Source organism: Streptococcus toyakuensis (assembly GCF_024346585.1).
Taxonomy (GTDB): Bacteria; Bacillota; Bacilli; order Lactobacillales; family Streptococcaceae; genus Streptococcus; species Streptococcus toyakuensis.
Genome location: NZ_AP024523.1, coordinates 560801 through 581665 on the forward strand (window position 1 = coordinate 560801; position 20865 = coordinate 581665).

General features: G+C 39.1%; 21 protein-coding genes. 20 read left to right on the forward strand and 1 reads right to left on the reverse strand.

Annotated features, from left to right (window positions below):
• The first annotated feature begins 44 nt into the window (after nucleotides 1-44).
• The 8 genes from STYK_RS03065 (at nucleotide 45) to STYK_RS03100 (ending at nucleotide 7601) form a co-directional block, all read left to right on the forward strand.
• A complete protein-coding gene (locus tag STYK_RS03065; RefSeq protein ID WP_000237988.1) occupies nucleotides 45-929 on the forward strand; it encodes a carbohydrate ABC transporter permease in 885 nt (294 codons plus the stop codon).
• On the forward strand, nucleotides 929-1762 hold the full coding sequence (locus tag STYK_RS03070; protein WP_000730332.1) for a carbohydrate ABC transporter permease: 834 nt from the start codon (nucleotides 929-931) through the stop codon (nucleotides 1760-1762). The genes STYK_RS03065 and STYK_RS03070 overlap by 1 nt, the downstream gene beginning before the upstream one ends.
• 17 nt (nucleotides 1763-1779) lie before the next feature.
• Nucleotides 1780-3873, forward strand: a complete 2094-nt coding sequence (gene nanB, locus STYK_RS03075; protein WP_261805210.1) for a neuraminidase NanB — start codon at nucleotides 1780-1782, stop codon at nucleotides 3871-3873.
• A 12-nt stretch (nucleotides 3874-3885) separates the two neighbouring features.
• Entirely contained in the window at nucleotides 3886-4989 is a 1104-nt protein-coding gene (locus STYK_RS03080; protein ID WP_000241736.1) for a Gfo/Idh/MocA family protein, read from the forward strand.
• 68 nt (nucleotides 4990-5057) lie between these two features.
• The gene (locus STYK_RS03085; RefSeq protein ID WP_261805211.1) at nucleotides 5058-5975 is read left to right on the forward strand and encodes a dihydrodipicolinate synthase family protein; all 918 of its coding nucleotides are present in this window, start codon (nucleotides 5058-5060) and stop codon (nucleotides 5973-5975) included.
• A gap of 17 nt (nucleotides 5976-5992) precedes the next feature.
• Nucleotides 5993-6877 carry an ROK family protein gene (locus STYK_RS03090; RefSeq protein WP_261805212.1) on the forward strand — a complete coding sequence of 295 codons (885 nt, stop codon included), beginning with the start codon at nucleotides 5993-5995 and terminating at the stop codon, nucleotides 6875-6877.
• 96 nt (nucleotides 6878-6973) lie between these two features.
• Nucleotides 6974-7261: a type II toxin-antitoxin system RelB/ParD family antitoxin gene (gene relB, locus STYK_RS03095; RefSeq protein WP_261805213.1), complete on the forward strand. Its 288-nt coding sequence runs from the start codon at nucleotides 6974-6976 to the stop codon at nucleotides 7259-7261.
• Entirely contained in the window at nucleotides 7251-7601 is a 351-nt protein-coding gene (locus STYK_RS03100; protein WP_261805214.1) for a type II toxin-antitoxin system RelE/ParE family toxin, read from the forward strand. Before relB ends, STYK_RS03100 begins: the two co-directional genes overlap by 11 nt.
• A 61-nt stretch (nucleotides 7602-7662) precedes the next feature.
• Here the strand turns inward: STYK_RS03100 and STYK_RS03105 are convergent, their stop codons facing one another.
• Nucleotides 7663-8514 carry a MurR/RpiR family transcriptional regulator gene (locus STYK_RS03105; protein ID WP_261805215.1) on the reverse strand — a complete coding sequence of 284 codons (852 nt, stop codon included), beginning with the start codon at nucleotides 8512-8514 and terminating at the stop codon, nucleotides 7663-7665.
• A 192-nt stretch (nucleotides 8515-8706) separates the two neighbouring features.
• Here STYK_RS03105 and pbp2b point away from each other — a divergent pair, with 192 nt between their 5' ends.
• The 12 genes from pbp2b (at nucleotide 8707) to STYK_RS03165 (ending at nucleotide 20860) form a co-directional block, all read left to right on the forward strand.
• Nucleotides 8707-10764, forward strand: coding sequence for a penicillin-binding protein 2B (gene pbp2b, locus STYK_RS03110; protein WP_261805216.1), 2058 nt, complete (start codon nucleotides 8707-8709; stop codon nucleotides 10762-10764).
• A gap of 10 nt (nucleotides 10765-10774) precedes the next feature.
• Nucleotides 10775-11371: a recombination mediator RecR gene (gene recR, locus STYK_RS03115; protein ID WP_261805217.1), complete on the forward strand. Its 597-nt coding sequence runs from the start codon at nucleotides 10775-10777 to the stop codon at nucleotides 11369-11371.
• A gap of 174 nt (nucleotides 11372-11545) precedes the next feature.
• Nucleotides 11546-12589 (forward strand): D-alanine--D-alanine ligase, encoded by a 1044-nt coding sequence (locus tag STYK_RS03120; RefSeq protein WP_261805218.1) that lies wholly within the window; start codon nucleotides 11546-11548, stop codon nucleotides 12587-12589.
• 84 nt (nucleotides 12590-12673) lie between these two features.
• Entirely contained in the window at nucleotides 12674-14047 is a 1374-nt protein-coding gene (locus tag STYK_RS03125; protein ID WP_261805219.1) for a UDP-N-acetylmuramoyl-tripeptide--D-alanyl-D-alanine ligase, read from the forward strand.
• A gap of 94 nt (nucleotides 14048-14141) precedes the next feature.
• Nucleotides 14142-14846: a YwaF family protein gene (locus STYK_RS03130; RefSeq protein ID WP_254753905.1), complete on the forward strand. Its 705-nt coding sequence runs from the start codon at nucleotides 14142-14144 to the stop codon at nucleotides 14844-14846.
• A 212-nt stretch (nucleotides 14847-15058) separates the two neighbouring features.
• Nucleotides 15059-16438: a cell division protein FtsA gene (ftsA, locus tag STYK_RS03135; protein ID WP_140224369.1), complete on the forward strand. Its 1380-nt coding sequence runs from the start codon at nucleotides 15059-15061 to the stop codon at nucleotides 16436-16438.
• Between the two features lie 17 nt (nucleotides 16439-16455).
• On the forward strand, nucleotides 16456-17712 hold the full coding sequence (ftsZ, locus tag STYK_RS03140) for a cell division protein FtsZ (protein ID WP_045605920.1): 1257 nt from the start codon (nucleotides 16456-16458) through the stop codon (nucleotides 17710-17712).
• 4 nt (nucleotides 17713-17716) lie between these two features.
• Nucleotides 17717-18388 carry a YggS family pyridoxal phosphate-dependent enzyme gene (locus STYK_RS03145; protein ID WP_004261850.1) on the forward strand — a complete coding sequence of 224 codons (672 nt, stop codon included), beginning with the start codon at nucleotides 17717-17719 and terminating at the stop codon, nucleotides 18386-18388.
• A 9-nt stretch (nucleotides 18389-18397) separates the two neighbouring features.
• A complete protein-coding gene (locus tag STYK_RS03150) occupies nucleotides 18398-18931 on the forward strand; it encodes a cell division protein SepF (protein WP_000053356.1) in 534 nt (177 codons plus the stop codon).
• Nucleotides 18931-19194 carry a YggT family protein gene (locus STYK_RS03155; RefSeq protein ID WP_004257761.1) on the forward strand — a complete coding sequence of 88 codons (264 nt, stop codon included), beginning with the start codon at nucleotides 18931-18933 and terminating at the stop codon, nucleotides 19192-19194. Before STYK_RS03150 ends, STYK_RS03155 begins: the two co-directional genes overlap by 1 nt.
• Nucleotides 19191-19976, forward strand: a complete 786-nt coding sequence (locus STYK_RS03160) for a YlmH family RNA-binding protein (RefSeq protein ID WP_261805220.1) — start codon at nucleotides 19191-19193, stop codon at nucleotides 19974-19976. Before STYK_RS03155 ends, STYK_RS03160 begins: the two co-directional genes overlap by 4 nt.
• Nucleotides 19977-19984: 8 nt before the next feature.
• Nucleotides 19985-20860: a DivIVA domain-containing protein gene (locus STYK_RS03165; protein WP_045605923.1), complete on the forward strand. Its 876-nt coding sequence runs from the start codon at nucleotides 19985-19987 to the stop codon at nucleotides 20858-20860.
• The last annotated feature ends 5 nt before the right edge of the window (nucleotides 20861-20865 follow it).

Here is a 20865-nt window from a genome sequence, read left to right on the forward strand (position 1 = left end):
CTGAAAAGCCCTAGCCCAATCTTGTAAAAGAAGGGAGAAGGAGAATGGTTAAAGAACGTAATTTAACTCGCTGGATATTTGTTTTGCCAGCTATGATTATCGTAGGATTACTCTTTGTTTATCCGTTTTTCTCGAGTATTTTTTATAGCTTTACCAATAAGCATTTGATTATGCCTAATTATAAATTTGTTGGTTTAGCTAACTATAAAGCTGTGCTATCAGATCCCAACTTCTTTAATGCGTTCTTTAATTCAATTAAGTGGACCGTTTTCTCATTAGTTGGTCAAGTTTTAGTAGGGTTTGTATTGGCTTTAGCTCTTCACAGAGTACGCCACTTCAAGAAATTATATAGGACCTTATTGATTGTTCCTTGGGCATTTCCTACCATCGTTATTGCCTTTTCTTGGCAGTGGATTCTAAACGGGGTTTATGGCTACTTACCTAATCTAATCGTAAAATTAGGTTTAATGGAACATACGCCTGCATTTTTGACAGATAGTACATGGGCATTCCTATGTTTGGTGTTTATCAACATTTGGTTTGGAGCGCCGATGATTATGGTTAATGTACTTTCAGCTTTGCAAACAGTACCCGAAGAACAATTTGAGGCTGCTAAGATAGATGGTGCTTCAAGTTGGCAAGTTTTCAAATTTATCGTCTTTCCACATATTAAAGTGGTTGTAGGGCTTCTAGTTGTTTTGAGAACTGTATGGATCTTTAATAACTTTGACATTATCTACCTAATTACAGGTGGTGGACCAGCCAATGCTACAACGACGCTTCCGATTTTTGCCTACAACCTAGGTTGGGGAACTAAATTGTTGGGTCGTGCTTCAGCAGTTACAGTATTGCTCTTTATCTTCTTGGTGGCAATTTGCTTTATCTACTTTGCTATCATCAGTAAGTGGGAAAAGGAGGGTAGAAAATAATGAAGAAGAAATCCGGTATTTATTTAGATATTCTCTCACATGTACTCTTGATTGGTGCGACCATCGTTGCAATTTTCCCATTGGTATGGATTATCATATCTTCTGTCAAAGGTAAAGGGGAATTAACTCAGTATCCAACACGATTTTGGCCTGAACAATTTACATTGGATTATTTCACTCATGTTATCAATGATTTGCATTTTATTGATAACATTCGAAACAGTTTAATCATTGCCTTAGCTACAACTGTTATTGCGATTATTATTTCTGCTATGGCAGCCTATGGTATTGTTCGATTCTTCCCTAAATTGGGAGCAATCATGTCAAGACTACTTGTCATTACCTACATTTTTCCACCAATTTTGCTAGCAATTCCCTATTCAATAGCCATTGCTAAAGTTGGATTAACAAATAGTTTATTTGGCTTGATGATGGTTTATCTATCTTTTAGTGTTCCATATGCGGTTTGGCTTTTAGTTGGATTTTTCCAAACAGTTCCAATTGGAATTGAAGAAGCAGCTAGAATTGATGGTGCAAATAAATTTGTTACTTTTTATAAAGTTGTGCTACCGATTGTAGCACCAGGTATTGTAGCAACAGCTATTTATACATTTATCAATGCTTGGAATGAATTCCTGTATGCTTTGATTTTGATTAACAATACAGGAAAGATGACAGTAGCAGTAGCCCTTCGATCACTTAACGGTTCAGAAATTTTAGACTGGGGAGATATGATGGCTGCATCTGTTATTGTAGTTCTTCCATCAATCATTTTCTTCTCAATTATCCAAAATAAGATTGCAAGTGGATTGTCAGAAGGATCTGTGAAGTAGACGAAAGAAGGAAAAAAATGAATAAGAGAGGTCTTTATTCAAAACTAGGAATTTCTGTTGTAGGCATTAGTCTTTTAATGGGAGTCCCCGCTTTGATTCATGCGAATGAATTAAACTATGGTCAACTGTCTATATCTCCTATTTTTCAAGGAGGTTCATATCAACTGAACAATAAGAGTATAGATATCAGCCCTTTGTTATTAGATAAATTATCTGGAGAGAGTCAGACAGTAGTAATGAAATTTAAAGCAGATAAACCAAACTCGCTTCAAGCTTTGTTTGGTCTATCTAATAGTAAAGCAGGCTTTAAAAATAATTACTTTTCAATTTTCATGAGAGATTCTGGTGAGATAGGTGTAGAAATAAGAGACGCCCAAAAGGGAATAAATTATTTATTTTCTAGACCAGCTTCATTATGGGGAAAGCATAAAGGACAGGCAGTTGAAAATACACTCGTATTTGTATCTGATTCTAAAGATAAGACATACACAATGTATGTTAATGGTATAGAAGTGTTCTCTGAAACAGTTGATACATTTTTGCCGATTTCAAATATAAATGGTATAGATAAGGCAACACTAGGAGCTGTTAATCGTGAAGGCAAGGATCATTATCTTGCAAGAGGAAGTATTGATGAAATCAGTCTATTTAATAAAGCAATTAGTGATCAGGAAGTTTCAACTATTCCCTTGTCAAATCCATTTCAGTTAATTTTCCAATCAGGAGATTCTACTCAAGCAAACTATTTTAGAATACCGACATTATATACATTAAGTAGTGGAAGAGTTCTATCAAGTATTGATGCACGTTATGGTGGGACTCATGATTCTAAAAGTAAGATTAATATCGCGACTTCTTATAGTGATGATAATGGGAAAACGTGGAGTGAGCCAACTTTTGCTATGAAGTTTAATGACTATGAGGAGCAGTTAGTTTACTGGCCACGAGATAATAAATTAAAGAATAGTCAAATTAGTGGAAGTGCTTCATTTATAGATTCATCCATTGTTGAAGATAAAAAATCTGGGAAAACGATCTTATTAGCTGATGTTATGCCTGCTGGTATCGGAAATAATAATGCAAATAAAGCTGATTCAGGTTTTAAAGAAATAAACGGTCATTATTATTTAAAACTAAAGAAGGATGGAGATAATGATTTCCGTTATACAGTCAGAGAAAATGGTGTCGTTTATGATGAAACAACTAATAAACCTACAAATTATACTATAAATGATAAGTATGAAGTTTTAGAGGGAGGAAAGTCTTTAACAGTTGAACAATATTCGGTTGATTTTGATAGTGGCTCTTTAAGAGAAAGGCATAATGGAAAACAGGTTCCTATGAATGTTTTCTACAAAGATTCGTTATTTAAAGTGACTCCTACTAATTATATAGCAATGACAATTAGTCAGAATAGAGGAGAGAGTTGGGAACAATTTAAGTTATTGCCTCCGTTCTTAGGAGAAAAACATAATGGAACTTACTTATGTCCCGGACAAGGTTTAGCATTAAAATCAAGTAATAGATTAATTTTTGCAACATATACTAGTGGCGAACTAACTTATCTCATTTCTGATGATAGTGGTCAAACATGGAAGAAATCCTCAGCTTCAATTCCGTTTAAGAATGCGACAGCAGAAGCGCAAATGGTTGAAATGAGAGATGGTGTGATTAGAACATTCTTTAGAACTACTACAGGTAAGATTGCCTATATGACTAGTAGAGATTCTGGAGAAACATGGTCAGAAGTTTCGTATATCGATGGAATTCAACAAACTTCATATGGTACACAAGTATCTGCAATTAGATACTCTCAATTAGTTGATGGAAAAGAAGCAGTCATTTTGAGTACACCAAATTCTAGAAATGGCCGTAAGGGAGGTCAATTAGTTGTCGGTTTAGTCAATAAAGAAGATGATAGTATCGATTGGAAATACCACTATGACATTGATTTGCCTTCGTATGGTTATGCTTATTCTGCGATTACAGAATTGCCAAATCATCACATAGGTGTATTGTTTGAAAAATATGATTCATGGTCAAGAAATGAATTGCATTTAAGCAATGTAGTTCAGTATATAGATTTGGAAATTAATGATTTAACAAAATAAAGGAGAAAAAACATGGTTAAATACGGTGTTGTTGGAACAGGATATTTTGGAGCTGAGTTGGCTCGTTATATGCAAAAGAATGATGGAGCAGAGATTACTCTTCTCTATGATCCAGATAATGCAGAGGCTATTGCAGAAGAATTGGGAGCAAAAGTAGCAAGTTCCCTAGATGAGTTGGTTTCTAGCGATGAAGTAGATTGTGTTATCGTCGCAACTCCAAATAATCTTCATAAGGAACCGGTTATTAAGGCTGCACAACATGGCAAAAATGTTTTCTGTGAAAAACCAATTGCGCTTTCTTATCAAGATTGTCGCGAGATGGTAGATGCATGTAAAGAAAATAATGTAACCTTTATGGCAGGACATATTATGAACTTCTTTAATGGTGTCCATCATGCAAAAGAACTAATTAATCAAGGAGTCATCGGAGACGTTCTATATTGTCACACAGCTCGTAATGGTTGGGAAGAACAACAACCGTCAGTATCATGGAAAAAAATTCGTGAAAAATCAGGTGGTCACTTGTATCACCATATTCATGAATTGGATTGTGTGCAATTCCTTATGGGTGGCATGCCTGAAACTGTAACCATGACGGGTGGAAATGTAGCCCATGAAGGTGAAAATTTCGGTGATGAAGATGATATGATTTTTGTCAATATGGAATTTTCTAATAAGCGATTTGCTTTGTTAGAATGGGGTTCAGCTTATCGTTGGGGCGAACATTATGTTTTGATTCAAGGAACGAAAGGTGCTATCCGCTTAGACTTATTCAACTGTAAAGGAACTCTTAAGCTAGATGGACAAGAAAGCTATTTCTTGATTCACGAATCTCAAGAAGAAGATGATGATCGTACTCGTATCTATCATAGTACAGAGATGGACGGAGCAATTGCTTATGGTAAACCAGGTAAACGTACTCCATTATGGCTATCATCTGTCATTGATAAAGAAATGCGCTATCTGCATGAGATTATGCAAGGAGCTCCAGTATCAGAAGAATTTGCAAAACTATTGACAGGTGAAGCTGCTCTAGAAGCAATTGCTACTGCAGATGCTTGTACCCAATCTATGTTTGAAGATCGCAAAGTAAAATTGTCAGAAATTGTAAAATAAACAGAATGTAAAGGGGATGAAAAATTTATTTTCTCCCCTCGTTTCGGAAATAAGTTAGGAGAAAATCTATGTCAGATTTGAAAAAATACGAAGGTGTCATTCCAGCCTTCTACGCATGTTATGATGAACAAGGAGAAGTAAGCCCAGAACGTACGCGTGCCTTGGTTCAATACTTCATTGATAAAGGTGTTCAAGGTCTCTATGTCAATGGTTCTTCTGGCGAATGTATCTACCAAAGCGTTGAAGACCGTAAGTTGATTTTGGAAGAAGTTATGGCAGTTGCCAAAGGTAAATTAACTATTATTGCCCACGTTGCTTGCAACAATACCAAAGATAGTATGGAACTTGCTCGCCACGCAGAAAGCTTAGGTGTAGATGCCATTGCAACGATTCCACCGATTTACTTCCGCTTACCAGAATACTCAGTTGCCAAATACTGGAACGATATTAGTTCTGCAGCTCCAAACACAGACTATGTCATCTACAACATTCCTCAATTGGCAGGTGTTGCTTTGACTCCAAGTCTTTATACTGAAATGTTGAAGAATCCTCGTGTTATCGGTGTGAAGAACTCTTCTATGCCAGTTCAAGATATCCAAACTTTTGTTAGCCTTGGTGGAGAAGACCATATCGTCTTTAATGGTCCAGATGAGCAGTTCCTAGGAGGACGCCTCATGGGTGCTAAGGCTGGTATCGGTGGTACTTACGGTGCTATGCCAGAACTCTTCTTGAAACTCAACCAATTGATTGCGGATAGAGATTTAGAAACAGCGCGTGAATTGCAGTATGCTATCAACGCTATCATTGGTAAACTCACTGCTGCTCATGGAAATATGTACGGTGTCATTAAAGAAGTCTTGAAGATTAATGAAGGATTGAATATTGGTTCTGTTCGTTCACCATTGACACCAGTGACTGAAGAAGATCGTCCAGTTGTAGAAGCAGCTGCAGCCTTGATTCGTGAAACCAAGGAGCGCTTCCTCTAATCCATAAGGAGGTATTTATGACACACTACGTTGCAATTGATATCGGTGGAACCAACATCAAATATGGTTTGATCGACCAAGAAGGCCAACTTGTTGAATCGCATGAAATGCCAACAGAGGCGCATAAAGGTGGACCTCATATCTTACAAAAGACCAAAGATATCGTAGCCAGCTATTTAGAACAAGGCCCAGTAGCAGGTGTTGCTATTTCTTCTGCAGGAATGGTGGATCCAGATAAGGGTGAGATTTTCTATGCTGGGCCTCAGATTCCCAACTATGCAGGAACTCAGTTCAAGAAGGAAATCGAGACTAGCTTTAATATTCCTTGTGAAATTGAAAATGATGTCAACTGTGCAGGTCTTGCTGAAGCGGTATCTGGTTCAGGCAAGGGAGCGAGTGTGACACTTTGCTTGACCATTGGAACCGGTATCGGTGGTTGCTTGATTATGGATGGGAAAGTCTTCCATGGTTTTAGCAATTCAGCCTGCGAAGTCGGTTATATGCATATGCAGGATGGAGATTTCCAAGACTTGGCCTCTACGACAGCCTTGGTGGAGTATGTAGCAGCAGGTCATGGAGATCCAGCTGATCAGTGGAATGGCCGACGTATCTTTAAGGAAGCTACCGAAGGAAACAAAATTTGCATGGAAGGCATTGACCGGATGGTAGACTATCTAGGAAAAGGTCTGGCAAATATTTGCTATGTGGCCAATCCAGAAGTAGTCATTCTTGGTGGCGGTATCATGGGACAAGAGGCAATCCTCAAACCCAAGATTCGCACAGCCTTGAAGGCGGCCTTGGTACCAAGTCTAGCTGAAAAAACACGATTAGAATTTGCCCATCACCAAAATACAGCAGGTATGTTGGGAGCTTATTATCATTTCAAAACAAAACAATCCTAGTTTGGCTCAGCCAAACTAGGATTTTCTAATCAAATTCCCTTGACTTTCTTTATAATTGTGAGATAATAAATAAAATATATAAAGGAGTTATATAAAATGGCTATAGCGGATTCAAATAAAATTGTGACCTTCCAAGCTAATAGAGAATTAGTAAATGATGCCATGGAAGTGTTAAAAGAAAAAAATCTCTCTCTTTCATCGGCACTCAGATTATTTTTAAAGAATGTTGCCGTAACAAATGAAGTAGATTTACTGAGTGAAGAGGAATTAGAGAGGGAGTATTTGTTTAGACAATTACAAGCAGAAGTTCAAGAAAGTTATGCCAAAATTGAGGCTGGAAATTACTTGACAGATGAGGATGTCGTGACACGCTATGGATTATAAAAAATATAGGATTTTGTATTCTCCTAGAGTGATTGATAGTTTGGATAAAATATATCAGTATATAGCAGAGGAAATCGGTTCTGTAGAGGCTGCGAGACGAAAAGTGGAGAGTATCAGAAAAGATATTAATCGTCTAGAAATTTTCCCCCAAGCTGGATTTGATGCCGATGAAAAATTTGGTAAGAAATTAGATCCTCGCTACCAAACGCGAGGATTGACCTTGAGTAAGAATTACATCGTATTATATACAATTGTTGAGGATACCGTCAGACTTGCTTATTTACTCCCTTCAAAAAGTGATTACATGAAATTATTCAAGACTAAATCAAGATATGAGTAATTCATAATCTTGAAGAGGTATGTTTGGTGATGAATAAAAATCCTAGTTAGGTTCAACCAAACTAGGATTTTCTGACACGTTTTTGTCTACGATAGCCGTTGAGTTTCTTATTTTCCCAGTAGCTATTAAAGATTTTTTCCTTGCTTTCACGATTGATTTCCAAAAAGTAGGCATAAATCAAATCGATAAAGAAGAGCATTGGAAGTTGAGCGGATATTCGTTGAATGTAGGATGACTGGCTGTGGCTAGCAACAAGAACAGTCTCTGTATAAGCCTGACTATCTTTATTGGGAACACTTGTAAAGAGTACAGTTTTTGCCCCCATCTCCTTAGCGTCTAATAGACTATCTAAAATAGAAGGAGTTGTGCCAGAAAGTGAGAAACCGAGTACGAGACAATTCTCATCCATAATGCTGGTCGTCCAAGCAAAACCGTCTTGATCGGTCAAGGCCTCGCAGACCACACCCAGACGCATAAAGCGTAATTTCATTTCACGAGCTACGAGGCCAGAACTCCCTGTTCCGAAGAAGTAGACGCGTTCAGCATCTTCGATTAATTGGGCAATTCGTTCTAGTTGGACTTCGTCAATCAAGTCCTGTGTTTGTTCCCGCATACTACTATAACTCCTGAGGACTCGTTTTGTCAGTGGACTATGTTTGTGAGAATGGGTGTCTTGTTTCTCTGCTTGGTGTTGGTATTGGAAAATAAATTCTCGGTAGCCAGTAAAGCCACACTTTTTAGCAAAGCGGGTCAGAGCAGCTTGAGAAATATGTAATTTTTGGGTGACTTGTTGAGAAGATAAATCATCTGTAATCGTTTCAGCTTGCAAAAAATAGCGAGCGATTTCTTGCTCTAGGTCTGTCATTTCTTCAAAATGTGAATCAATGACAGTTGCGATATCTGGTTTGTCCATAGGGAAGGCTCCTTTAAATGAGTCGTATTGGAAAAAGGCTAGATTATTGAACTTTTACATTCATTATAACATATAATATAGGGATGAATAAATAAAAACGTATCTTGCCGTAAAAACGAAAAAAGCTTCTTTCTTTTCCATAATTTTCTGCTCAAATTGTGGTACAATTAAGAGTAAGATTTTAAGTTAGAAATGAGACTGATTTGTATGAGAAAATTTAACAGCCATTCGATTCCGATTCGGCTTAATTTATTGTTTTCAATCGTCATTTTACTCTTTATGACCATTATTGGTCGTTTGTTGTATATGCAGGTTTTGAACAAGGATTTTTACGAAAAAAAGCTAGCCTCAGCTAGTCAGACCAAGGTCACAACCAGTTCTGCCCGTGGGGAAATTTATGATGCTAGTGGAAAACCTTTGGTAGAAAATACGTTAAAGCAGGTTGTTTCCTTTACGCGTAGCAATAAAATGACGGCTACAGACTTAAAAGAAATAGCTAAAAAGTTACTGACTTATGTGAGCATCAGTTCGCCAAATTTGACAGAACGCCAGCTGGCTGATTACTATTTGGCTGATCCTGAAATCTATAAAAAAACAGTGGAAGCTCTCCCAAGTGAGAAACGCTTGGATTCAGATGGCAATCGTCTATCCGAATCAGAACTGTATAACAATGCGGTCGATAGTGTCCCAACAAGTCAACTAAACTATACAGAGGATGAAAAGAAAGAAATCTATCTTTTTAGTCAGTTAAATGCTGTTGGAAACTTTGCGACAGGAACCATTGCGACAGATCCTCTAAATGATTCTCAGGTGGCTGTTATTGCCTCTATTTCAAAGGAGATGCCTGGCATTAGTATTTCTACTTCTTGGGATCGAAAGGTTTTGGAAACTTCCCTTTCTTCTATAGTAGGGAGTGTATCCAGTGAAAAAGCTGGTCTCCCAGCGGAAGAAGCAGAAGCCTATCTTAAAAAAGGCTATTCTCTAAATGACCGTGTTGGAACCTCGTATTTGGAAAAGCAATATGAAGAGACCTTACAAGGAAAACGCTCGGTAAAAGAAATCCATCTGGATAAATATGGCAATATGGAAAGCGTGGATACAATTGAGGAAGGTAGTAAGGGAAACAATATCAAGCTGACCATTGATTTGGCCTTCCAAGATAGTGTGGATGCTTTGCTGAAAAGTTATTTCAATTCCGAGCTAGGAAATGGTGGAGCCAAGTATTCTGAGGGTGTGTATGCAGTCGCCCTTAACCCCAAAACAGGTGCTGTTTTGTCTATGTCAGGACTCAAACATGACCTGAAAACGGGAGAGTTGACTCCTGATTCCTTGGGAACGGTAACCAATGTCTTTGTCCCAGGTTCGGTTGTTAAGGCCGCTACCATCAGCTCAGGTTGGGAAAATGGTGTTTTATCAGGAAACCAAACCTTAACAGATCAGCCTATTGTTTTCCAAGGTTCAGCTCCAATTTATTCTTGGTATAAATTGGCATATGGATCTTTTCCTATTACAGCTGTGGAAGCCTTGGAGTATTCATCCAATGCTTACATGGTTCAAACCGCTCTTGGAATCATGGGCCAGACCTATCAACCAAATATGTTTGTTGGAACCAGCAATTTGGAAACAGCTATGGGAAAACTTCGTGCGACCTTTGGCGAATATGGCTTGGGGGCTGCGACCGGAATTGACCTACCAGATGAATCTACTGGATTTGTTCCCAAAGAGTATAGCTTTGCTAATTACATTACTAATGCCTTTGGGCAGTTTGATAACTATACGCCCATGCAGTTGGCTCAGTATGTAGCAACTATTGCAAATGATGGTGTTCGTGTGGCTCCTCGTATTGTTGAAGGCATTTATGGAAATAATGATAAGGGAGGCTTAGGCGACTTGATTCAGCAACTGCAACCGACAGAGATGAATAAGGTCAATATTTCTGAATCGGATATGGCAATCTTGCACCAAGGATTTTACCAAGTATCGCATGGAACTAGACCCCTTACGACAGGACGGGCGTTTTCAGATGGCGCCACTGTTTCTATCAGTGGTAAGACCGGTACAGGTGAAAGCTATGTAGCTGGTGGTCAAGAAGCTGATAATACCAATGCCGTGGCCTATGCTCCAACAGAAAATCCTCAAATTGCAGTTGCAGTAGTCTTTCCTCATAATACCAATTTAACCAAAAATGTTGGGCCAGCAATTGCTCGCGACATTATCAATTTATATAACCAACACCATCCAATGAATTAGAAAGGAAGCCATGCTTTATCCAACACCTATTGCTAAGTTGATTGACAGTTATTCCAAACTTCCTGGTATTGGGATTAAGACAGCAACCCGTCTAGCCTTTTATACTATTGGAATGCCGGATGATGACGTCAACGAATTTGCTAAAAATCTCCTTGCAGCCAAGCGAGAATTGACCTATTGCTCTATTTGTGGGCGTTTGACAGATGATGATCCTTGTTCTATCTGTACCGATCCTAGCCGTGACCAGTCTACGATTCTGGTTTTGGAGGATAGCCGAGATGTCGCTGCCATGGAAAATATCCAAGAATACCACGGACTCTATCATGTCTTGCACGGATTGATCTCCCCTATGAATGGGATTAGTCCTGACGATATCAATCTCAAGAGCCTTATGACTCGTCTTATGGATAGTGAGGTTTCAGAGGTAATCGTAGCAACCAATGCCACAGCAGATGGTGAAGCGACATCCATGTATCTTTCACGTTTGCTCAAGCCAGCTGGTATCAAGGTTACGCGTCTAGCACGAGGTCTCGCTGTCGGAGCGGACATTGAGTACGCGGATGAAGTGACGCTCTTACGAGCCATTGAAAATCGAACAGAGTTGTAAGTGTAGACAAATTAACACACTCAATTCATTTATACAAAAATCATGGAGACCGACAGTTGTTTTATCGGTCTCTTTTTAGATTTATTGAAGACCAGTATCAGGTTCAAGTTTCAAAAAAGAAGCAAATATGATATACTAAAGAACGAGTATTCTATTAGAATTGGAACAAATAATATGAAACAAACGATTATTCTTTTATACGGTGGACGTAGTGCAGAGCGTGAAGTCTCTGTTCTTTCAGCTGAGAGTGTCATGCGTGCGGTCAACTACGACCGTTTCACGGTCAAGACTTTCTTCATCAGCCAGTCAGGTGACTTTATTAAAACGCAAGAATTTAGCCAGACTCCAGGTCAAGAGGATCGTCTTATGACCAATGAAACTATTGATTGGGATAAGCAAGTTGCACCAAGTGCTATATACGAAGAGGGAGCAGTGGTCTTTCCAGTCCTTCACGGTCCGATGGGAGAAGATGGCTCAGTTCAAGGCTTCCTCGAAGTTTTGAAAATGCCTTATGTTGGTTGTAACATATTGTCATCTAGTCTTGCCATGGATAAAATCACCACTAAGCGTGTTTTAGAATCTGCAGGCATTGCCCAAGTTCCTTATGTGACCATTGTCGAAGGCGATGATGTGACTGCTAAAATCGCTGAAGTTGAAGAAAAATTGACTTATCCAGTCTTCACCAAACCGTCAAACATGGGTTCAAGTGTCGGTATTTCTAAGTCTGAAAATCAAGAAGAACTCCGTCAAGCTTTGAAACTTGCCTTCCAATATGATAGTCGTGTCTTGGTTGAGCAAGGGGTGAATGCCCGTGAAATCGAGGTTGGTCTCTTGGGCAACTACGATGTCAAGAGTACGCTGCCAGGAGAAGTAGTCAAGGATGTTGCTTTCTACGACTACGATGCCAAGTATATCGATAACAAGATTACTATGGATATTCCAGCCAAAATCAGTGATGATGTGGTAGCTGTCATGCGTCAAAATGCAGAAACGGCCTTCCGTGCGATTGGTGGCCTCGGTCTCTCTCGTTGCGATTTCTTCTATACAGATAAGGGCGAGATTTTCCTAAACGAGCTTAATACCATGCCAGGTTTCACCCAGTGGTCTATGTATCCACTACTTTGGGACAATATGGGAATTAGCTACCCAGACCTAATCGAGCGTTTGGTTGACCTTGCCAAGGAAAGTTTTGACAAGCGCGAAGCGCATTTGCTATAAAAATGAAAGAGAGGGTAGAAGCCAGAACCATCACTGCCAGGTGATTAGAGTTCTCGGACTTCGACCCTTTTTAAAGGAGTAGAAATGAAACTTACAATTCACGAAGTTGCCCAAGCTGTTGGAGCTAAAAATGATGTCAGCATCTTTGAGGATGCTCAGTTAGAAAAGCCTGAGTTTGACAGTCGTTTGATTGGGACAGGAGATTTGTTTGTGCCACTTAAAGGTGCGCGTGATGGTCATGACTTTATCGAAACAGCCTTCGAAAATGGTGCAGCAGTAACCTTGTCTGAGAAAGAGGTCGCAAATCATCCTTACATTTTAGTAGATGATGTTTTGACTGCCTTTCAACAACTAGCTGCCTACTATCTTGAGAAAAAGGGAGTTGATGTCTTTGCTGTTACAGGTTCAAATGGCAAGACAACGACCAAGGATATGTTGGCGCACTTGCTTTCAATAACCTACAAAACCTACAAAACACAAGGAAACTACAATAACGAGATAGGCCTTCCTTACACAGTTCTCCACATGCCTGAAGGAACAGAAAAGTTGGTCTTGGAGATGGGGCAGGATCACTTGGGAGATATTCATCTCTTATCAGAATTGGCTCATCCAAAAACAGCTATCGTGACCTTGATTGGGGAAGCTCATTTGGCCTTTTTCAAAGACCGTTCTGAGATTGCTAAAGGGAAGATGCAAATTGCAGATGGTATGGCATCGGGTTCCTTGCTTTTGGTACCAGCAGACTACATTGTAGAGAACTACTTGCCAGCTGATAAAAAGGTGGTCCGTTTTGGTCAAGGAGCAGAGTTAGAAATCACAGACTTGGTTGAGCGCAAGGATAGTCTGACCTTTAAGGCCAATTTCTTGGAGCAAGTCCTTGATTTGCCAGTGACTGGTAAGTACAATGCTACCAATGCTATGATTGCATCCTATGTTGCCCTACAAGAAGGAGTTTCAGAGGAGCAAATTCGTCAGGCCTTCCAAAATATTGAATTGACGCGTAACCGTACCGAGTGGAAGAAATCAGCCAATGGAGCAGATATCCTATCAGATGTTTACAATGCCAATCCAACCGCTATGAAGCTGATTTTAGAGACTTTCTCTGCCATTCCAGCCAATGAAGGGGGCAAGAAAATTGCAGTGTTGGCGGATATGAAGGAACTTGGTGACCAGTCTGTTCAACTCCATAACCAGATGATTTTGAGTATCTCGCCAGATGTGCTTGATACCGTAATTTTCTATGGAGAAGACATTGCTGGATTGGCCCAATTGGCTAGTCAAATGTTCCCAATTGGCCACGTTTTCTACTTCAAGAAAACAGAAGACCAAGACCAATTTGAAGACCTAGTCAAGCAGGTCAAGGAAAGCCTTGGAACCAATGACCAAATCCTGCTCAAAGGCTCTAACTCTATGAATCTAGCCAAGTTAGTAGAAAGTTTAGAAACTGAAGACAAGTAATTTTGTCAAACATTTACGTATTTCTAAATCCATTTTTGATAAATAGCATGGTATAATAAAATGCAGGAAAATTTTGAATCATGAGGAAGACTAGATGAATTTATGGGATATTTTCTTTACGACCCAAGCAACCGAACCACCCAAATTTGACCTTTTTTGGTATGTCAGTATATTTACACTTTTAGCCTTAACTTTTTATACAGCCTATCGCTATCGTGAAAAGAAGGCTTACCAACGATTTTTCCAGAGTTTACAGGCAGTTCAGTTAATCCTCCTTTATGGTTGGTACTGGATCAATCATATGCCGTTGTCAGAAAGTTTACCTTTTTACCATTGCCGTATGGCTATGTTTGTGGTGCTTTTGCTTCCTGGTCAGTCTAAATATAGGCAGTATTTTGCATTGCTAGGAACATTTGGGACATTAGCAGCCTTTGTTTATCCAGTTCCAGATGCCTATCCTTTCCCACATATTGCGATTTTATCCTTTATCTTTGGGCACCTAGCTCTTTTGGGGAATTCTCTGGTCTATCTATTGAGACAGTATGACGAACGATTGCTGGATGTGAAGGGAATTTTTCTTATGACCTTTGCCCTAAATGCCTTGATTTTTGTGGTCAATTTAGTAACTGGTGGAGATTACGGATTCTTGACAAAACCACCATTGGTTGGAGACCATGGCTTAGTAGCTAATTATTTAATCGTTTCCCTGGCCTTATCAGCAGCGATTACGTTAACAAAGAAAATCTTAGAACTATTTTTACAACAAGAAGCAGAAAAAATGATTGCAAAGAAAGCTTGATTTTAAGCTTTCTTTTTTCATAAATCTGTTTTTTATAATTTGTTTGGAAAATATAAAAAGCTTATGAGCGAATGTGAAAAAATGGTAAGTAAATTTAGGAAAAACTAAGCACGATTGGATTTTTTGTGTTATAATATTCTGTGAATAGCTATGCCCTATTTTAGCTATATTGAATAGAAGTTTGAAACTTGGAAGAGAGAGGATGCGATGTAATGGCTAGAGATGGTTTTTTTACAGGCTTAGATATCGGAACTAATTCGATTAAAGTATTGGTTGCCGAGCTTAGAAATGGTGAACTTAATGTAATTGGTGTAAGTAATGCCAAGAGTAAAGGTGTAAAGGATGGGATTATCGTTGATATCGAAGCAGCAGCAACTGCTATCAAGTCAGCTATTTCCCAAGCAGAAGAGAAAGCTGGCATTTCAATCAAATCAGTGAATGTTGGTTTGCCTGGAAATCTTTTGCAAGTAGAACCAACTCAAGGAATGATTCCAGTTACATCTGATACAAAAGAAATTACAGATCAAGATGTTGAAAATGTTGTCAAATCAGCCTTGACAAAGAGTATGACACCAGATCGTGAAGTCATTACTTTCATTCCTGAAGAATTTATCGTAGATGGTTTCCAAGGGATTCGTGACCCACGTGGGATGATGGGTGTTCGTCTTGAAATGCGTGGTTTACTTTATACAGGTCCACGTACTATTCTTCACAATTTACGCAAGACAGTTGAGCGCTCAGGTGTACAGGTTGAAAATATTATTATTTCACCATTGGCTTTGGTTCGTTCAGTCTTGAACGAAGGGGAGCGTGAATTTGGAGCTACGGTGATTGATATGGGAGCAGGTCAAACAACTGTTGCTACAATCCGTAACCAAGAACTCCAGTTTACAAATATTCTTCAAGAAGGTGGAGATTATGTCACAAAAGATATCTCTAAAGTCTTGAAGACTTCACAGAAATTAGCTGAAGGATTGAAATTAAACTATGGTGAAGCCTACCCTTCACTTGCAAGCAATGAAACCTTCCAAGTTGAAGTAATTGGTGAAGTAGAGCCTGTAGAAGTTACAGAAAGCTACCTAGCAGAGATTATTTCAGCCCGCATTAAGCACATTTTTGAACAAATCAAACAAGAGTTGGAAAGAAGACATTTGTTGGATCTTCCAGGTGGGATTGTTCTGATTGGTGGAAATGCTATTTTACCAGGTGTTGTAGAACTTGCACAGGAAGTCTTTGGCGTTGGTGTCAAACTTTACGTTCCAAATCAAGTTGGAATCCGTAATCCTGCCTTCGCTCATGTGATTAGCTTGTCTGAATTTGCTGGTCAATTGACTGAGGTGCATTTATTAGCACAAAGAGCAGTCAAGGGTGAGGATACTTTGCGTCACCAACCAATTAATTTTGGTGGGATGATTCAACGCGTTACGCAAGTAGCACAACCTACCCCTATTCAACCAGTTCAAAATACTGAGGTAGAGCAATCAGCTTCTACGAACGTAGTTGCTCCGAAAGAAGATAAAGTATCTTCTCAAAATAAACCAAAAATCGCAGATCGTTTCCGTGGCTTAATCGGAAGCATGTTTGATGAATAAAAGAGGAAAAATAAACTATGACATTTTCATTTGATACAGCAGCAGCTCAAGGTGCAGTTATTAAAGTAATCGGTGTTGGTGGAGGTGGCGGTAACGCCATTAACCGCATGGTTGACGAAGGTGTTGCAGGCGTAGAATTTATCGCAGCAAACACAGATGTACAAGCTTTGAGTAGTACAAAAGCTGAGACTGTAATTCAGTTAGGCCCTAAATTGACTCGTGGTTTGGGTGCTGGCGGTCGACCTGAAGTTGGTCAAAAGGCAGCTGAAGAAAGCGAAGAAGCCTTGACTCAAGCTATTACTGGAGCAGATATGGTCTTCATTACTGCAGGTATGGGAGGTGGCTCTGGTACTGGTGCAGCTCCTGTTATTGCCCGCATTGCTAAAGATTTAGGTGCTCTTACAGTTGGTGTTGTGACACGTCCTTTCGGTTTCGAAGGAAGCAAACGTGGTCAGTACGCTGTAGAAGGAATCAATCAACTTCGTGAGCATGTAGATACTCTATTGATTATTTCAAACAACAACTTGCTTGAAATTGTTGATAAGAAAACTCCACTTCTTGAAGCTCTTAGCGAAGCAGATAACGTACTTCGCCAAGGTGTTCAAGGGATTACGGACTTGATTACAAATCCTGGTTTGATTAACCTTGATTTTGCCGATGTGAAAACAGTTATGGCAAATAAAGGAAACGCCCTAATGGGTATCGGTATCGGTAGTGGTGAAGAACGTGTGGTAGAAGCAGCTCGTAAGGCAATCTACTCACCACTTCTTGAAACAACTATTGACGGTGCTGAGGATGTTATCGTCAACGTTACTGGTGGTCTTGATTTAACCTTGATTGAGGCAGAAGAAGCATCAGAAATTGTTAATCAAGCAGCTGGTCAAGGAGTAAACATTTGGCTCGGAACATCTATCGATGAAAACATGAAAGATGAAATCCGTGTTACAGTCGTTGCAACTGGTGTTCGTCAAGATCGTGTTGAAAAAGTTGTGGGCCATGCACCAAGACAAGCTGTCCGTCATGAACAAGCAAGTCCTAATCATGCACACAATCATAATCGTCAGTTTGATATGGCTGAAACTGCAGAAATTCCAAGTCCAGCGCCTCGTCGCACAGAAACTTCTCAAACTTCAGCATTTGGTGATTGGGACTTGCGTCGTGAGACAATTGTTCGACCAACTGATTCAGTGGTATCACCAGTTGAACGTTTCGAAGCGCCATCTTTACACGATGAGGATGAATTAGACACTCCTCCATTTTTCAAAAATCGTTAAGTAAATGAATTTGAAAGAAAATACAGAACGTGTTTTTCAACAAATAAAAGATGCAAGTCAGCAGTCAGGAAGAGAAGCCAATTCTGTTTCGGTTGTTGCTGTTACAAAATATGTAGACGTACCGACAGCGGAGGCTTTGCTTCCGCTAGGTGTGCATCATATTGGTGAAAATCGTGTGGATAAATTTCTTGAGAAATATGAAGCTTTAAAAGATAGAAATATTACCTGGCATTTGATTGGAACCTTGCAAAGACGCAAGGTCAAAGATGTCATTCAGTATGTTGATTATTTCCATGCTTTGGATTCATTAAAGCTAGCAGAGGAAATTCAAAAAAGAAGTGACCGAGTTGTTAAGTGTTTCTTACAAGTGAATATCTCAAGGGAAGAGAGCAAACATGGTTTTTCAAGGGAAGAACTACTGGAGCTCTTGCCAGAATTGGCCACCTTAGATAAAATTGAATATGTCGGCTTGATGACCATGGCTCCTTTTGAAGCTAGTAGTGATGAGTTGAAAGAAATTTTTAAAGCTACGCAGGATTTGCAACTAGAAATTAGAGAAAAACAAATTCCCAATATGCCAATGACGGACTTGAGTATGGGTATGAGTCGTGACTACAAGGAAGCGATTGAATTTGGCTCAACATTTGTCAGAATTGGTACAGCATTTTTTAAATAGGAAAGAAATATGTCTTTAAAAGATAGATTTGATAAATTTATAGATTATTTTACAGAAGATGGAGAAGATGTTGGTACTGCATATCAGCCTAAAGCTGAAGAGCCGATTGTGACTCCAGTCCCTTCTGTTCAAGAGTTGCCTCAACAAGCTGGTAGCACGCCATCTAAAGATAAAAACATCACTCGTCTTCATGCCCGTCAACAAGAGTTGGCTATGCAAAGTCAACGTTCTACTGATAAGGTGACAATTGATGTTCGTTATCCACGTAAATACGAAGATGCCACAGATATTGTTGATTTATTAGCTGGCAACGAAAGTATTTTGATTGATTTTCAATATATGACAGAAGTTCAAGCACGTCGTTGTTTGGATTATCTGGATGGGGCGCGTCACGTTTTAGCTGGTAACATGAAAAAGGTAGCATCTACTATGTACCTGCTGACACCAGTTGATGTTGTCGTCAATATTGAAGACATCAAAATTCCAGATGAATCACAAAATGGTGAATTTGGCTTTGATATGAAACGTACGAGAGTGAGATAATGATCTTTCTCATTCGTTTTGTTCAAAATGCAGTGGATATCTATTCACTGATTTTAATCGTGTTTGCTCTGATGTCTTGGTTTCCTAATGCTTATGAATCACGTCTTGGACGCTTGATTATTAGTTTAGTGAAACCGATAATAGCTCCCTTGCAACGTTTACCCCTCCAGATTGCAGGTCTTGACTTGTCTGTCTGGATTGCGGTATTACTAGTTCACTTCCTAGGGGAACAGTTGATTCGACTTTTAGTGATTTTTCTATGAACAAGATGATTTATCAACACTTTTCTAAGAATGATTCATCTTTTATTGATAAGGGAGTAGAATGGATAAAAAAGGTAGAAGATTCTTATTCTCCTTTTTTAACACCCTTTGTAAATCCCCATCAAGAAAAGATTTTAAAGGTTCTAGCATCAACCAACGGCATCTCCTACATGAGCAGTCGGCAGTTTCTTGAAACTGAATATGTACGGGTACTCCTGTATCCTGATTATTTTGAGCCGGAATTCTCTGATTTTGAGCTATCCTTGCAAGAAATTGTCTATCCTAATAAGTTTGAACGCTTAACGCATGCAAAAATATTAGGGACTGTTTTAAATAAGCTGGGAATTGATAGGAAGCTATTTGGTGATATCTTAGTCAACGAAGAGAGGGCACAGATTATCATTAATCGACAGTTTATGCTCCTTTTTCAAGACGGCATTACGAAAATTGCTCGTTTACCGGTTCGTCTAGAAGAACGGGATTTTACTGAGAGAATTACTACAGTAGAAGATTATCAAGAATTAGATATTTGTATTGCTAGTTCTAGATTAGATGTTTTTCTAGCAGGTGTCTTTAAGCTGTCTAGAAATCAGGCAAGTCAGTTAATTGAAAAACAGGCAGTCCAAGTTAATTACCATTTAGTTGAAAAATCAGATTATGCAGTCCAAGTTGGTGATCTGATTAGTGTAAGGAAATTTGGTCGATTGAAACTCGTTAGAGATAATGGGCAAACAAAAAAAGATAAAAAGAAATTAACGGTCCAATTGTTATTAAGTAAGTGAGGAAAAATATGCCAATTACATCGTTAGAAATCAAAGATAAAACTTTTAGCACACGCTTCAGAGGGTTTGATCAAGAAGAAGTAGATGAGTTTTTAGATATTGTAGTCCGTGATTATGAAGATTTGGTTCGCTCTAATCATGATAAGGATTTACAAATTAAGAGTTTGGAAGAGCGTTTGTCTTACTTTGATGAGATGAAAGATTCATTGAGTCAATCTGTATTGATTGCACAAGATACAGCAGAGCGAGTAAAACAAGCTGCAACGGAACGTTCAAACAATATTATCCAACAAGCAGAGCAAGATGCCCAACGTTTGTTGGAAGAAGCTAAGTACAAGGCAAATGAAATTCTTCGTCAAGCAACTGACAATGCTAAGAAAGTTGCTGTTGAAACAGAAGAATTGAAGAACAAGAGTCGTGTCTTCCATCAACGTCTTAAATCTACAATTGAGAGCCAGTTAGCAATTGTTGAATCTTCAGATTGGGAAGATATTCTTCGCCCAACAGCGACTTATCTTCAGACAAGTGATGAGGCCTTCAAAGAAGTGGTCAGCGAAGTCTTAGGTGACTCTGTCTTACAACAACATCCAGAGGAAGAACCAATTGATATTACTCGCCAGTTTTCTCCCGAGGAAATGGCTGAGTTGCAAGCGCGTATCGAAGCGGCTAATAAGGAACTTGCAGAAGCCGAAGCAAGAGCTGAGCAGGAACAAGTGGTTTCACCAGCTCCGGTTGTTGAAGAAAGTCCAGCTCATCCAGTTGGTCCAATGTATGAAGAGCCAGAAGTAGCTCCAAGCCATTATTCAGGACCAACACCAGCTACTGAAGCTGTAAGCTCAGAACCAGGTTTTGCGGCACCGCAAGAATCTGTTACAATTTTATAAGAAAT